At 65.8% G+C, this 13,309-nt stretch carries 14 protein-coding genes and 1 pseudogene; 5 read left to right on the forward strand and 10 right to left on the reverse strand.

Features of this window, described 5'->3' with window-relative positions:
* Positions 1-142: 142 nt before the first annotated feature.
* The 5 genes from smc to Q8R73_RS07400 all read right to left on the reverse strand — a co-directional run bounded on the left by smc (position 143) and on the right by Q8R73_RS07400 (position 5,815).
* Positions 143-3,607, reverse strand: a complete 3,465-nt coding sequence (gene smc, locus Q8R73_RS07380) for a chromosome segregation protein SMC (RefSeq protein WP_305718884.1) — start codon at positions 3,605-3,607, stop codon at positions 143-145.
* 337 nt (positions 3,608-3,944) lie between these two features.
* Positions 3,945-4,601 carry a DsbA family protein gene (locus Q8R73_RS07385; RefSeq protein ID WP_305718885.1) on the reverse strand — a complete coding sequence of 219 codons (657 nt, stop codon included), beginning with the start codon at positions 4,599-4,601 and terminating at the stop codon, positions 3,945-3,947.
* A gap of 124 nt (positions 4,602-4,725) precedes the next feature.
* Positions 4,726-5,214 (reverse strand): DUF721 domain-containing protein, encoded by a 489-nt coding sequence (locus Q8R73_RS07390; protein WP_305718886.1) that lies wholly within the window; start codon positions 5,212-5,214, stop codon positions 4,726-4,728.
* 24 nt (positions 5,215-5,238) lie between these two features.
* Entirely contained in the window at positions 5,239-5,559 is a 321-nt protein-coding gene (locus Q8R73_RS07395; RefSeq protein WP_305718887.1) for a HigA family addiction module antitoxin, read from the reverse strand.
* On the reverse strand, positions 5,531-5,815 hold the full coding sequence (locus tag Q8R73_RS07400) for a type II toxin-antitoxin system RelE/ParE family toxin (protein ID WP_305718888.1): 285 nt from the start codon (positions 5,813-5,815) through the stop codon (positions 5,531-5,533). Before Q8R73_RS07400 ends, Q8R73_RS07395 begins: the two co-directional genes overlap by 29 nt.
* An 81-nt stretch (positions 5,816-5,896) precedes the next feature.
* Between Q8R73_RS07400 and mutY the strand changes: the two genes are divergently transcribed.
* Complete coding sequence (gene mutY, locus Q8R73_RS07405) at positions 5,897-7,018, forward strand: A/G-specific adenine glycosylase (protein ID WP_305718889.1); 1,122 nt, start codon at positions 5,897-5,899, stop codon at positions 7,016-7,018.
* Between the two features lies 1 nt (position 7,019).
* On the opposite strand, the gene Q8R73_RS07410 is transcribed toward mutY, so the two are convergent.
* Together Q8R73_RS07410 and Q8R73_RS07415 are read right to left on the reverse strand one after the other, a co-directional pair.
* Positions 7,020-7,289 carry a DUF2798 domain-containing protein gene (locus Q8R73_RS07410; protein WP_305718890.1) on the reverse strand — a complete coding sequence of 90 codons (270 nt, stop codon included), beginning with the start codon at positions 7,287-7,289 and terminating at the stop codon, positions 7,020-7,022.
* Positions 7,290-7,351: 62 nt separating this feature from the next.
* Positions 7,352-8,635: a flavin-dependent oxidoreductase gene (locus tag Q8R73_RS07415; RefSeq protein WP_305718891.1), complete on the reverse strand. Its 1,284-nt coding sequence runs from the start codon at positions 8,633-8,635 to the stop codon at positions 7,352-7,354.
* Between the two features lie 129 nt (positions 8,636-8,764).
* On the opposite strand from Q8R73_RS07415, the gene Q8R73_RS07420 reads away from it, so the two are divergent.
* Complete coding sequence (locus Q8R73_RS07420) at positions 8,765-9,382, forward strand: glutathione S-transferase family protein (protein WP_305718892.1); 618 nt, start codon at positions 8,765-8,767, stop codon at positions 9,380-9,382.
* Between the two features lie 319 nt (positions 9,383-9,701).
* Here the strand turns inward: Q8R73_RS07420 and Q8R73_RS07425 are convergent, their stop codons facing one another.
* Together Q8R73_RS07425 and Q8R73_RS07430 are read right to left on the reverse strand one after the other, a co-directional pair.
* Entirely contained in the window at positions 9,702-10,361 is a 660-nt protein-coding gene (locus Q8R73_RS07425; protein ID WP_305718897.1) for a Crp/Fnr family transcriptional regulator, read from the reverse strand.
* Between the two features lie 210 nt (positions 10,362-10,571).
* Positions 10,572-11,498 carry a LysR family transcriptional regulator gene (locus Q8R73_RS07430; protein ID WP_305718893.1) on the reverse strand — a complete coding sequence of 309 codons (927 nt, stop codon included), beginning with the start codon at positions 11,496-11,498 and terminating at the stop codon, positions 10,572-10,574.
* Between the two features lie 91 nt (positions 11,499-11,589).
* Between Q8R73_RS07430 and Q8R73_RS07435 the strand changes: the two genes are divergently transcribed.
* The 3 genes from Q8R73_RS07435 to Q8R73_RS07445 are packed head-to-tail and all read left to right on the forward strand — an operon-like array spanning position 11,590 to position 12,905.
* Complete coding sequence (locus tag Q8R73_RS07435) at positions 11,590-12,027, forward strand: nuclear transport factor 2 family protein (RefSeq protein ID WP_305718894.1); 438 nt, start codon at positions 11,590-11,592, stop codon at positions 12,025-12,027.
* A 10-nt stretch (positions 12,028-12,037) separates the two neighbouring features.
* Positions 12,038-12,472, forward strand: coding sequence for a nuclear transport factor 2 family protein (locus tag Q8R73_RS07440; protein ID WP_305718895.1), 435 nt, complete (start codon positions 12,038-12,040; stop codon positions 12,470-12,472).
* Between the two features lie 28 nt (positions 12,473-12,500).
* Positions 12,501-12,905, forward strand: coding sequence for a RidA family protein (locus Q8R73_RS07445; RefSeq protein WP_305718896.1), 405 nt, complete (start codon positions 12,501-12,503; stop codon positions 12,903-12,905).
* Between the two features lie 174 nt (positions 12,906-13,079).
* Here the strand turns inward: Q8R73_RS07445 and Q8R73_RS07450 are convergent.
* Positions 13,080-13,309: pseudogene (locus Q8R73_RS07450) on the reverse strand (glutathione S-transferase family protein); the annotation flags it as partial.

Raw genomic sequence — 13,309 nt, forward strand, 5'->3', positions numbered from 1 at the left:
TCTCCCCTTGTGGGAGTGGGTGGATCGAATGCGCGCAGCGCATTCGAGACGGGTGAGGGGTCTTTCTCCGCGGATAGAGACCCCTCATCCGCCTTCGCTTTGCAAAGGCACCTTCTCCCACAAGGGGAGAAGGGAAGGGGCCTCACGCCACGTGCTGATCTAGGATCTTCACGGCTTCGTCGAGTGCCACCGACACCAGTTGCGACACGCCGCGCTCGGCCATGGTGACGCCGTACAACCGGTTCATCCGCGCCATCGTGATCGGGTTGTGGGTGATGATGATGAAGCGCGTGTCGGTCGAGGACGTCATCTCGTTCAGCAGGTTGCAGAACCGCTCCACATTGTGGTCGTCGAGCGGCGCGTCGACTTCGTCCAGCACGCAGATCGGCGAGGGGTTGGTGAGGAACACCGCGAAGATCAGCGCCAGCGCGGTCAGTGCCTGCTCGCCGCCGGACAATAGCGACAGCGTCTGCGGCTTCTTGCCGGGCGGTTTGGCGATGATTTCGAGACCGGCTTCCAGCGGGTCGTCGCTCTCGATCAGATGCAGCGCGGCTTCGCCGCCGCCGAACAGTTCGGTGAACAGCCGCTTGAAATGGCCGTTGACGATTTCGAACGAGGTCAACAGCCGCTCGCGCGCCTCGCGGTTGAGGCTCTGGATGCCCTGGCGCAGCCGCTTGATGGCTTCGACGAGGTCGTCGCGTTCGGTGGTGAGCGCGGTATGCTGGGCCTCGACCTCGTGCAGTTCCTCCTCGGCGCGCAGATTGACCGCCCCCAGCCGCTCGCGGTCGCGGCGCAGCTTTTCGAGGCTCTCCTCGATTTCGGCGAGCGGCGGCAGCTCGGCGCCCGGCTCGATCTCGGCGAGACCGGCCGCTGCGTGCGGTTCGACCTCCAGCATGTCGTGGATTTCGCGCTCGATGTCGGCGAGCCGGCGGCGCGCGCCTTCCATGCGCTCCTCGGCACGGGCGGTGGCCTCGCGCGCGCTCGATAGCGCCTCGAGCGAAATCTTCGCCGCGCGATCGGTTTCCGCCATCAAATTCTCGGCCGTGGCAAGCGCGTCGGCGGCGACCTGGCGGGCGGATTCGGCCGCTTCGATTTCGCCGATGATGGCGCGGCGCTTTTCCGCAAACAGCGCCGGGGCATTGTCGAGTTCGGCGCGCTCGGCGGTGACCTCGGTGATGCGGGCCTCGATGGTGGAGATGTGCGAGGCCGCACCGGCCTTGCGCTCCTGCCACTGGTTGCGTTCGGCGATGATGGCCTGCAGCCGGCGGTCGGCCAGCTCCGCCTCGCGCGCCAGCGCCTGGGCTTCGGCCCGCACTTGAGCTGCGAAACGGCGATGGCCCTCGATGTCGGATCGAACGGCGGCAAGCCTCGTCTCGGTGTCGAGACTGGGCGGCAATTCGTCGAGCGCGGCGGCGGCACTTTCATGCGCGCTTTCGGCCTCGGCGCGGTCGGCGTTGAGACGGGTATGCGCTTCGGTCAGGGCCGATTTTCGCGCGGCATGGCGGTTGATTTCGCGCTCGGTCGCGGCATGGCGCTCGCGCGCGGCATCGGCCTCGCGCTGGGCGGCCCGCCAGGCTTCGCGGGCGGAGCCCTCGGCGGAGGAGGCGGCCTTCAGCGCGGCCTCGGCGGTTTCCAGCGCCTGGCGCCGGGCGGAGGCATCGATGCGGGCCTGTTCGAGTTCGTTCTCGATATCGACCAGCCGGGCGCGCTCGGCGAGCCGCCGCGCCGCGCCGGTCGGCGCATGGGCTGCCGCGACGAAACCGTCCCAGCGCCAGACGTCGCCCTCCGGCGACACCAGCCGCTGGCCGGTTTTCAGCTGCGACACCAGCTCCGCGCCGCGCTCTTTCGAGACGACGCCGATCTGGGCGAGGCGGCGCGCCAGCTCGGGCGGCGCGTCGACATGGGCGGCGAGCGGCTCGACGCCCTCGGGCAGCGCGGGATCGCCCTCGGTGACGCCGGAATTGGTCCAGCGCATCGGCGCCGACGGGTCGACCGGCGCGTCGAGATCATCGCCGAGCGCGGCCCCGATCGCCTTCTCGTAGCCCTTGGCGACGGTGACGCCGTCGATGATCGGGGGCCACAGGTTCTTGGTTTCGCTGTTGACCAGTTTCGAGATCGTGCGTGCTTCGGTCTCGAGCCGCTGCACCCGCTTGTCGGCCTCGTTGAGCGGCGCGCGGGCGGCTTCCAGCCTGGCGCGGGCCTCGACATGGCCGGCCTCGCTGGCCTGCGCCATGGCTTCGGATTCCGCCAGACTATGCTGCGCTGTCTCCATGATCCCGGCGAGTTCGGCGAGATCGCCGAATCCGCTGGTTTCCTGCGCCAGCTTCTGCTCCTCGCTGGCGACGTTGGCGATCTCCTGATCGAGCCGCGCCAGCCGGTCGCGATGGGTCCGCACATTGCCTTCGAGCTGGTTGCGCTTGGCGGTGAGGTCGGCGAGCACCGTGGTCAGTTCGGCGAACAGCCGTTCGGCCGATGCCAGCGTTGCCTCGGCCTCGGAGACGCGTTCATCGACGCCGCTCCGCTTTTCGACGCGCGACTTGATCTCTTCCTTCAGTTCGGTGTCTTCGGTCTCAAGCCGCTGCAGCGCCACCTCGGCGTCCGAACTCTGCTGCTGCTCGCGGGCGATATCGGCGGAAAACTGCGTCAGCCGGCGGTCGAGTTCGGAGACGCGCTCCTTGGCGCGCTCTTCCTCGCGGTCGAGCGTTTCGCGCGCATTGGTGAGCCGCTGCAGCCCGGCGGCGGCGCGGGCTTCCGCCTCGCGCAGGGCCGGCAGTTCGGAGGCGCGGATCGCCTGGATGCGGGCGGCCTCGGCCTGCTCGCGGGTGCGCTCGGCCATTTCGCGAACGGTGAGGTCGTGGGTGTGGGCGGTTTCCGCGACGTCGGCATTGGCTTCCAGCCAGCGCAGATGGAACAGCATGGCCTCGGCCTTGCGCACCTTGGCCGCGACCTCGCGGTAGCGAATGGCCTGGCGCGCCTGCTTCTTCAATCCGTCGATCTGTCCGGCCAGTTGCCCGACCACATCCTCGACGCGGGTGAGGTTGGTCTCGGCCGCGCGAAGCCGCAGTTCGGCCTCGTGGCGGCGGGCGTGCAGCCCGGCGACGCCGGCGGCGTCTTCCAGCACGCGGCGGCGCTGTTCCGGCTTGGCCTGAATGATCTCGCCGATCTTGCCCTGATGGACCAGCGCCGGCGAACGCGCGCCGGTGGCGGCGTCGGCAAACAGGATCTGGACGTCGCGCGCACGCACGTCGCGGCCGTTGATGCGGTAGACCGAGCCGGCCTCGCGCTCGATGCGGCGCGAGATTTCCAGGATTTCGCGGTCGTTCACCGCCGCCGGCGCCGAGCGGTCGGAATTGTCGATCGTCATCACCACTTCGGCATGGTTGCGCGACGGACGGTTGCCGGAGCCCGCGAAGATCACCGCGTCCATGTCGGCGGCGCGCAGCGATTTGTGCGAAGTTTCGCCCATCGCCCAGCGCAACGCCTCGACCAGGTTCGACTTGCCGCATCCGTTCGGTCCGACCACGCCGGTCAAGCCCGGCTCGATCATGAAGTCGGTGGGTTCGACGAACGACTTGAAACCGTGCAGGCGGAGACGGGTCAGCTTCATGGACGCGATTCTCTGTTGGCCGGGCGCGAATCTCCCTGCCGGGACAGTACCATAGAAGGCAATGTCGGTGTGTGGCCGAGTCGCGCGGGGCAACCCTTATGCACCGCGACAATGGCGAGGCCGGGGCCGGAGGGCAACCGCCGCCCCGGGCTTTTCCCAAGGGATTTGCGGGGGATTTGTCGAAAGCGTTGAAGCCTGACCCAGTGTTTTCCCGGCGATCGCCGGGACCCACAATCCCGCGCGTCAGCAGGAAAAAAGGCCCATCGCCACATCGCACAACAGATCACGCGACATGGGCCCCCGGCGGTCGCCGGGGCGGCGAGCCGAGAAACTCGAATCAGCTCTTCAGCAGCGCCTTGATCCGCTTGTCGAACTCCTCGAACGAGGTGGAGCCCTTGACCATCTCGCCGTTGATGAAGAAGGTCGGTGTCGAACTCACCTTCAGCACCTCGCTGGCGAACTTCTGGTCGGCGGCGATTTTGTCGAGCAGCGCCTGATCCTTCAGGCAGTCCTCGACCGCCTGCTGGCTCAGGCCGGCCTGCTTGCCGATCCGCATCAGCGTCTCGGTGGTGTTCTTGGACACCCAGTCGGTCTGCTGCTTGAACAGCATGTCGATAACGGCGAAATACTTGCCTGTATCTTCCTTGGCGATGCAGCGTGCCAGCATCGAGCCCGCCGCGGCCTTGATGTCGAGCGGGAATTCGCGGAACACCCAGCGGATCTTGCCGCTGTCGATGTATTCCGACTTGATCTTCGGAAACACGGTTTCGTTGAAGTTCGCGCAATGCCCGCACGTCAGCGACGCGTATTCGGTGATCGTCACCGGGGCGGTGGCGGGACCGAGCGCCATGTCGGGCAGCGATCCCGGCTTGGCGACGTCGGACGCGCTCTGCGCCATCGCGCCCTCGATCAGGCGCAACGGAGAAAACCCGGCGAGCAGGCTGAGCCCGGTCAGCGACAGGGCGGTGGTGAAGGCGCGGCGCGTGATGATCAAGGGGTTGCTCCCGGATTGGCGCGTTCACGCCCGAAGACACAAGAAACTCTCGCTGGAAACTGTTCGCTAGCTTGAAACCATAATTGTGGCAATGGCAGGCCGCCCCGGCGACCCCGGGGCAGCCTCAATTTCGCTTGATCGACGCGCCGAGCCGCGCCAGCGCCGCCCGCAATTCCTCGTCCTCGACCGCATCGAGGGTTTCGGCAACCTTCGCCACCTCCCCGGGGTCCGGGGCGCGGGAAGCCGCCGGCCGGTCCCGCCGCACCAGCGGCGCCTGCCGCAGCGCCAGCCGGCCGACCGCGTTCCAGCCGAAGAACCGGTTGACCCGCTGCAGGATCACGTCGGAGGCGTGCTGGATCTCCAGCGCCATCGGGCCCTCCACCCGCAGCACCAGGGTGGCCGGCTCCTGCGGCTGTCCCTCCACCGGCCGCGGCCACTGGATCTTGAGGGGTTGGGAGTGGGCGGCGACTTCGGGGCCGGCGATTTCTCCCCAGCGCGTCACCAGTTCGCGCGCGGCGAACCCCTGCCTGGCATAGGCGTCGGAAAAAACGTCGCTGAGCAGGACGGACAACGGCTTGGCGCTGATCGGCCCGGGTCGTGAGAAGCGTGCCATCTGTTTCCTTGGCCGTGTCGTTCCTCACGCGGCGCGCGGTCGGATCGTCTTGAGATCGCGGTCGATCTCGCGCCGCCGCTGCATCAGATCATAATCCATCTGCAGCCCGAGAAAGAAGCCTTCCGACAGGCAGAAATAGCGGGCGAGCCGCAGATCGGTGTCGGCGGTGACATCCCGCTTGCCAAGCACGATCTCGTTGATGCGGCGCGGTGCGACATGAACCGCGCGCGCCAGCGCATTCTGGCTGAGGCCCATCGGCTTGAGGAACTCCTCCAGCAGGATTTCGCCGGGATGGGGATTGGCAAGAAGCCCGCTTCTAGTCGTGGTAGTCGACGATTTCGACACGTGACGGTCCTCCCTCATCCCACACAAAACAAATGCGCCATTGATCGTTGATCCGGATCGAGTGTTGTCCTTGCCGATCCGAACTCAGAGCCTCAAGGCGATTCCCGGGCGGCACACGAAGATCGCCGAGCATCCGGGCCTGATTCATAAGACGTAGTCTTCTTAAAGCAACGTTCTGGACTTCTGCCGGTAATCTTCGGCTCCGACGCCCCGACCAGATCAACTCCGCCTCGGAATCGATGAAGCCCTGAATCATGGTGCATTATAACGTTACGCGTTATAGCTGGCAACACGAAGCTTGCTGGTCATGACTCGATTCTGATCCTAAAATACGGGTGTGTCCGCATCGTCAGCAACCATCAAGAAGAAGCTGCCCGTCGCCTCGGACGGCACCGCCCGCCCGGGGCTGCTGCTCGCCTGGTACGACCGCCATCGCCGCAGGCTGCCGTGGCGGCCGCCGGCGGGAGAGCGGGCCGATCCGTACCGGGTGTGGCTCTCGGAAATCATGCTGCAGCAGACCGGCGTCAAAACCGTCGGGCCGTATTTCGAGAAGTTTCTGGCGCGCTGGCCCGGGGTCGATGCGCTCGGCCGCGCCTCGCTCGACGACGTGCTGCGGATGTGGGCCGGGCTCGGCTATTATTCGCGCGCCCGCAATCTGCACGCCTGCGCGGTGGCGGTGCTGCGCGACCATGGCGGCGCGTTTCCCGATACCGAGGAAGGTCTGCGATCGCTGCCGGGGGTCGGGCCCTATACCGCCGCGGCGATTGCGGCGATTGCGTTCGGCCGCCGCACCATGCCGGTCGACGGCAATATCGAGCGCGTGGTGTCGCGGCTTTTCGCGGTGGAACAGACGCTGCCGCAGGCCAAGCCGCTGATCCGGCAACTGGCGGCGACGCTGCTCGGCGAGTCCCGCGCCGGCGGCGAGAAGTCTCGCGCCGGCGATAGCGCGCAGGCGCTGATGGATCTGGGGTCATCGATCTGCACGCCGAAGAAGCCGGCCTGCGCGCTGTGTCCGCTCAATGACGATTGCGCGGCGCGGGCCCGCGGCGATCAGGAGAGCTATCCGCGCAAGGCGCCGAAGAAATCAGGCGCGCTGCGCCGGGGCGCGGCCTTCGTTGTCACCCGCGGCGATCAACTGCTGGTGCGCAGCCGGCCCGAAAAAGGCCTGCTCGGCGGCATGACCGAAGTGCCGGGTTCGGACTGGCTCGCCGCGCAGGATGACATGGCGGCGCTGCAGCAGGCGCCCGTGCTGAAAGGCGTCGCGCGCTGGCATCGCAAGGCCGGAACCGTCACCCACGTGTTCACGCATTTCCCGCTGGAACTGGCGGTCTACACCGCCAAGGTGCCGGCACGCGCGCGCGCGCCCGAGGGCATGCGCTGGGTGCCGGTCGCGACGCTGGACGACGAAGCGCTGCCCAGCGTCATGCGCAAGGTGATCGCGCACGGACTGGGTGGATAGACTACTTGTGAGGCGGCGATTCGACGACGCGCGCCACAATGCGCCGCACCAGCGGCAGCAGCACGATCAGTGTCGGAAACGCGACAACCCACGACAGGGCCCAGGCCGCCGGCCAGGTCGAGACGAAAGCGGGCGTCGGTCCGAGGCTCATCAGCGTCGAAACCCCTGAAATGACGAACGTCATCAGCAGCGACAGGATAAGCGGCAGCACGATAGCCGCATAGCGGGCGGGCAATTTTCCGCGCGGGCGGGGATCGGGAAGGCTGGTCATGAAGGACACTCTCGGAGTTCGGTCGGTCGACGCGGGCGACACATAGTGGCTGCCGCCGGCGCCTAGCCGGCCTGCGCCGCTGTTGCCGGCATCTGCACGATCGGCGGCTTGGCGTTGAGGCCCTCGACCTGGAAGCCGGCGACCCGCTTGTAGTTGGCGGCGATGTCTTCCAGCTCCTGCAGCGACAAAACGTCGGTCACGACGTCGTAGCCGTCGGGCGCGCGTTCCTCGACCATCTGCATCACCTGTTCCGGGCCGTTGCGCCGGTTGAGCAGGACGAGATCGGTGGTCGCGGGCCGGCGCTCGGCCTCATAGGCGATGAGCGCGGCATGGGTCGGGCCATGCGCCAGGATCTCGCGGGTGAGGACGCGGGCGTCGAGGATCGCCTGCGAGGCGCCGTTGGAGCCGATCGGATACATCGGATGCGCGGCATCGCCCATCAGGGTGGTGAGGCCGAAGGTCCATTGCGGGATCGGATCGCGGTCGACCAGCGGGTACTCGTAGGCGTGCGGACAATTGCGGATCAGCCCGGGGACGTCGAGCCAGTCGAATTTCCAGTTCTCGAACCACGGCAGAAACTCTTCCAGCCTGGCGCTGCGGTTGTAATCCTCCCGCCGCCATTGATAGGTCGGCGGCATATGCCGCTCGGCGACCCAGTTGATCTGGTGCTTGCCGCTGGCGTCGGGCTGCTTCGAGATCGGATAGCAGACGAATTTCAGGATTTCGTGGCCGGCCATGATCATGCTGCGGCCGGACAGGAACGCCTCCGACGCGGTGATGCCGCGCCAGAGAATGCGCCCGTTCCAGATCGGCGGGCCTTCCTGCGGATAGAGTTTTTCGCGGACCGCGGAGTGAATGCCGTCGGCCGCGATCAGGATCGCGCCGTCGTGACTGCCCGCGGGGCGGCCGGTGGCCTTGTCGATGAAATCGGCGCGGACCCCGTTCTGGGTCTCGGTCCAGCCCGCAAGGTGGTGGCTGGTGAGTATGTTCTGCGCACCCAGCCGTTCGATCGCGGCGTCGAGCAGGATCTGCTGCAGCGCGCCGCGATGGATCGAGAATTGCGGCCATTTGTAGCCGGCCTCGATGCCGCGCGGTTCGCTCCAGATCGGCTTGCCGTGCTTGGAGAAAAACGCCAGCTCGCTGGTGCGGACCGCTGCCGCATCGAGCCGGTCGAGCAGGCCGAGCTCGATCAGTTCGCGCACCGCGTGCGGCAGCACGTTGATGCCGACGCCGAGCGGTTTCAGCACCGGCACGCTCTCGAACACTTTGGCGGCAATGCCGATCTGGTGCAGGCTGAGCGCCAGCGTCAGCCCACCGATGCCGCCGCCGGCGATAAGTACGGTCATGATACGCCCCTTTTACCGGGGCGTCATGACATGGCAGGCGGAAGGGGGCAACTGCGAAGCGCTGTCGCCATCCGGGGTGGACCATCGCGCGGCCTGCGGCTAACGTCGGGCCTTCACATGAGGATCGACATGTTCAAGCTCTATTACGCCCCCGGCACCTGCGCGCTCGCCTCGCATATCGCCCTCGAGGAGGCCGGCGCCACCTACACCACGGAGCGGATCGATTTCAAATCCAACCAGCAGAACAGCGCGGAATATCTGGCGGTCAATCCGAAGGGCCGGGTGCCGGCGCTGGTGACCGATCGCGGCGTTTTGACCGAAACCCCGGCGATGCTGGCCTTCATCGCGCAGAGCTTTCCCGGGGCGAAGCTGGCGCCGGACGACGCCTTCGCCTTTGCGCAGGCGCAGTCGTTCAACAGCTATCTGTGTTCGACCGTGCACATCAACCATGCCCACCGGATGCGCGGCTACCGCTGGGCCACCGAGGAATCCTCCTTCGCCGACATGAAGCGCAAGGTGCCGGAGAGCGTTGGCGCCAGTTTCGCATTGATCGAGCGTGACATGCTGAAGGGGCCGTGGGTGATGGGCGAGCAGTATACGATCTGCGATGCCTATTTGTTTACGCTGGCGCAGTGGCTCGAAGGCGACAGCGTCGATCCCGCCGGACTGCCGAAGGTGGCGGATCACCGCAAGCGGATGTCGGAACGACCGGCGGTGCAGAAAGTGCTGGCGGACGAAAAAAGATGACCTCGGAGGGCGCCGCGTCCCTCACGCCCGGGGCTTGACGGGTACTGCCAGGCTGCTCCGGGCCCATTTGATGGCGTCGGTCTGCATCGGATCGACCGGATCGCACTTGAGACAAACGAGTGACGTCCGGCCGGTCCTGTCGGTCATCGCCATCAAGCGTTTCTTGCATTTCGGGCAGCGGTTCGGGTCCATCCAGGTTCTCCCATGTTGCAGGGGAGTTTACCCGGCCCATCATGCCAGAACGTATCATTTGATAGGGTTGAATAATTTGTGATGCTGCGCTTGTTTCGAACCTGGTGCCCGGCGATGTCTCAGGTCCTCACATCGGCGGCTTCTTGAGGTGAAGATAGCCGGGATCGAATTGACCGAGTTCAGCCAGCTTGCGCCAGTTTCCGACAATGAGTTCGCCGCCCCGGAGCTCCACCGCGTAGGCGGCGCGAAGCTCCTGCAGCGTGCGATTGACCGTGGCAATCGACATCCCGAGCGTTTCGCCGAGTTGATTGAGTCCGATGGGTACCTGGCAGGAATTCCCGGTGGCAAGGCCCGACGCCCGCGCACGGTACAACAGCTCGCAGAACAGATGAGCCATGCGCGCCGGCATGGTTCTCGCGCTGTTGTTGGTGATGGCTTCCCGAAAAATCGCGGCATCGATGAGCGTTTCGCGCCAGATGGCGAATGACAATGGTGGCCGCCGATGGAAGGCCCGGATCAGTTCCCTGTGCGGCAGCAAGGCGATGGACGCGGGTCCGATGGCGCAAACGGCATGATCCATCCTTTCGATGAAAAGGGCCTGCGAATCCGGCATGTCGCCCGCCATGTGAAACGAGAGGTATTGCCGTTTCCCGTTCGGCAGCAAATGGTAGCGACCGACCATCCCCGACACCACGAGCGCGGAGACGCCAGGGAGGTCACCCTGCCTGATCAGATCCTCGCCGGACCGCAGCTGCCTCATCTTATGGCTCAATCCATGAAGCTCCATCAAATCGTCCCGGCCGAGGCGCGAGTGCTCCCGCAACTTCCGGATCAAGACATCGAGCACTTTCGTCAAGACGGCGTTCCCCTTGCTGTGGCTGCGAATGCCGCACGATGTCCTGTCCGCGCGCGCGTCCATTGTGGCAAAAGGACAAACGCGGGAGCCGGTTTCGGTTCCGATTGCCGATGCGCTCGTTCGAGCGCGGAGCTGTTCGCATCACGCCGACGTCCGCCGCTTCTTCCGTTCCATTTCCCGCCCAATTCCGAGCAGGATGGTGCGCAGCCAGATCGATCCGGGATCCATCTGCGCGCGCGTCGGATAGAACAGGAACTGTTCGTCAATTCCGGGATCGAGCGGCGGGGTGATCGTCAGCAGCGACAATTGCTTCGACAGCGCGCCGATCAGCCGGCGCGGCACGAAGGCGACGAGGTCGGTGCGCGCGGTGACATGCAGCGCCTCGATATAGCCGGATACGACCAGCGCGACCCGGCGTTCGATCCCCTTGGCCCGCAGCCAGCCGTCGATCAGATCCTCGCTCTGGCCGCGGATCACGACGGCGACATGACGTGCCGCCAGGAACGCATCGCGCCGCTCCAGTCTGGTGCCGGCGGGATGGCCGCGCCGCACCGCGAGCGCGTCGCTGTCGGTGTAAAGGCGCTGGCGGTGAAAGCCCTTGAACGCGTCGCCGATCGAGATCACGAGGTCGATGGTGCGGGCGAATTCGGGGCTGAAGATCGCTGGTCCGCGCCACGGCACCACGTCGATTTTTACGTTCGGCGCCGCCCTGGTGACCTTCGCCATCAGCGGCGGCATCAGGAGTTCGACCGCGAGATCCGGCATCATCAGCCGGAAATGCCGCTCGCTGCTGGCGGCGTCGAAATCGTCTGAAACAAACAGCCCGCGGATCTGGTCGAGGGCCTGCGCCAGCGGTCCGCGCAGGGCCTGCGCCCGCGGCGTCAGCTCCATGCGCGCGCCTGACCGTACCAGCAGGGGATCGCCGATCAGGTCGCGCAGCCGCTGCAACGCATGGCTGGTGGCCGGCTGCGACAGCCCGATCCGCATCGCGGCGCGGCTGACACTGGCTTCCCTCAGCAGCGCCTCGAGCGCGACCAGCAGGTTGAGGTCAAGCGAATTCAAATTCATCAAGTGAATATATATCATATTCACTATCGATTGGAAGAATGTCGCGCGGCGCGCCATGATCGGGCGGAAGTCGATCCACGGAGAAGCCATCATGACCGCCGCAGCCAACAAGAAACTGGTGCAACAGGTATATGCGGATTCCGCCAACCGCAGCGGGACCACATTCGTCGACCATCTCGCCGACGATGCCAGCTGGATTGTCACCGGCCAGTATTCCTGGTCGCACGAATTCCGGGGACGCGAGGCGATCCTGGAAGGCCTGATGGGGCATTTCCGCTCGCTGTTCGCGGTGCGGCCGCGGACCGTCGCGTTCAACTTCATCGCCGAGGATGACCATGTCGTTGTCGAGGCGCGCGGCGACAACGTCACCAGGACGGGCCTGCGCTACGACCAGCAATATTGCATGGTGTACCGGATCGAGAACGGCAGGATCAGGCAGATCAAGGAATATTGCGACTCCACGCTGGTCGAGCGTGTGCTCGGGTCGTTTCCGGCGTCCCGGGTTCCCGCCGTCGCGCAAGACGCCTGAGGGGGGCCGCATGAGCGCCATCGACAACAGGAAACTGATGCAGGAGATTTTTGCCGGGCTCGCCAACCGCGACGGCACGCTGTTTACCGACCGCATGGCGGACGATTGTCGCTGGATCAACATCGGCAGCAACAAATGGTCGGGCAGCTTCGACGGCAAGGAGGCCGTGCTGCGCGATCTGCTGGGGCCGCTGCGCGCAAAACTGGTGGCGCGGTCGCGCACGGTGGCGCATCGCTTCCTCGCCGACGGCGATTACGTCATCGTCGAGGCCCGCGGCGACAACCTCACCCGGGAAGGAAAGCCGTACAACAACGAATATTGCTTCGTGTTTCGGCTGTCGGAGGGCCGGATCACCGAGGTGAAGGAATATTCCGACACGGCGCTGATCGAAGCCGTGCTGGGTGATCCCGGGGAGACGGTGGCGGCGGCAGCTCCGCAGCGCTAGACTGGCGCAAAGCAAGGGAGGAAAGCGCATGAGCAAGGAATTCTTCAGCCCGGCGACGCTGCCGCCGCCGGTCGGCTATTCGCATGTCGCGAAGGTCAACAAGGGGACGCTGATCTATCTGGCCGGCCAGGTATCGAGCGATGCGTCCGGCGCGCTGGTCGGCGAGGGCAATTTCGAAGCCCAGGTCGAGCGGGTGTTCGCCAACGTCAAGATCGCGATCGAGACCGCCGGCGCCACCATGGCCGATATCGTCAAGATGAACGTTTATCTGGTCGCCGAGGTCGATCCGGCCGAGGTGCCGAAATTCCGCGCGATCCGCGACCGCTACATCAACACGCAGACGCCGCCGGCGAGCACGCTGGTGGTGGTCACGCGTCTCGCTCGGCCGGGCTGGCTGATCGAGATCGAGGCGATCGCGGCACTCGATGATTGACGTCCTAATCGTAGGGCGGGCAAAGCGTAAGCGTGCCCACCACTCTTCCGCGAAAGCGTATCGAAGGGAAGGTGGGCACGGCGCAAGCGCGCCTTTGCCCACCCTACGGTTTCTGGATGATTGAAACGAAAACGGCGCCCCGCGAAGGGCGCCGTTTTGCCGAGTGCAGTCTGATCAGGCCGCCTTCACCGCGAGGTGCTTGAACATGTTGGCGCGCGCCTCGTCGTCCATTTCCGCCTTGAATTTGAAATTGTCCTTCAGCGCGATCGCCTTGGCCGCTGCCGGCCGTGCCGAGATCTCGTCGACCAGCCGCTTGACGTTGGGATACTTGGCAAAGGCGTCGTCGCCCATGATGAAGGGGATCATGCGGGCCCAGCCCCAGACGTCCATGTCGACGATGGTGT

Source organism: Bradyrhizobium sp. (genome assembly GCF_030697065.1).
Classification (GTDB): domain Bacteria; phylum Pseudomonadota; class Alphaproteobacteria; order Rhizobiales; family Xanthobacteraceae; genus Bradyrhizobium.

What these genes read in the sequence shown, in the direction of transcription:
- smc (WP_305718884.1), bottom strand. Translation starts at nt 3,607, where the DNA reads ATGAAGCTGACCCGTCTCCGCCTGCACGGTTTCAAGTCGTTCGTCGAA.
- Q8R73_RS07390 (WP_305718886.1), bottom strand. Translation starts at nt 5,214, where the DNA reads ATGGCACGCTTCTCACGACCCGGGCCGATCAGCGCCAAGCCGTTGTCC.
- Q8R73_RS07400 (WP_305718888.1), bottom strand. Translation starts at nt 5,815, where the DNA reads ATGATTCAGGGCTTCATCGATTCCGAGGCGGAGTTGATCTGGTCGGGG.
- Q8R73_RS07410 (WP_305718890.1), bottom strand. Translation starts at nt 7,289, where the DNA reads ATGACCAGCCTTCCCGATCCCCGCCCGCGCGGAAAATTGCCCGCCCGC.
- Q8R73_RS07415 (WP_305718891.1), bottom strand. Translation starts at nt 8,635, where the DNA reads ATGACCGTACTTATCGCCGGCGGCGGCATCGGTGGGCTGACGCTGGCG.
- Q8R73_RS07420 (WP_305718892.1), top strand. Translation starts at nt 8,765, where the DNA reads ATGTTCAAGCTCTATTACGCCCCCGGCACCTGCGCGCTCGCCTCGCAT.
- Q8R73_RS07425 (WP_305718897.1), bottom strand. Translation starts at nt 10,361, where the DNA reads ATGGAGCTTCATGGATTGAGCCATAAGATGAGGCAGCTGCGGTCCGGC.
- Q8R73_RS07430 (WP_305718893.1), bottom strand. Translation starts at nt 11,498, where the DNA reads ATGAATTTGAATTCGCTTGACCTCAACCTGCTGGTCGCGCTCGAGGCG.
- Q8R73_RS07435 (WP_305718894.1), top strand. Translation starts at nt 11,590, where the DNA reads ATGACCGCCGCAGCCAACAAGAAACTGGTGCAACAGGTATATGCGGAT.
- Q8R73_RS07440 (WP_305718895.1), top strand. Translation starts at nt 12,038, where the DNA reads ATGAGCGCCATCGACAACAGGAAACTGATGCAGGAGATTTTTGCCGGG.
- Q8R73_RS07445 (WP_305718896.1), top strand. Translation starts at nt 12,501, where the DNA reads ATGAGCAAGGAATTCTTCAGCCCGGCGACGCTGCCGCCGCCGGTCGGC.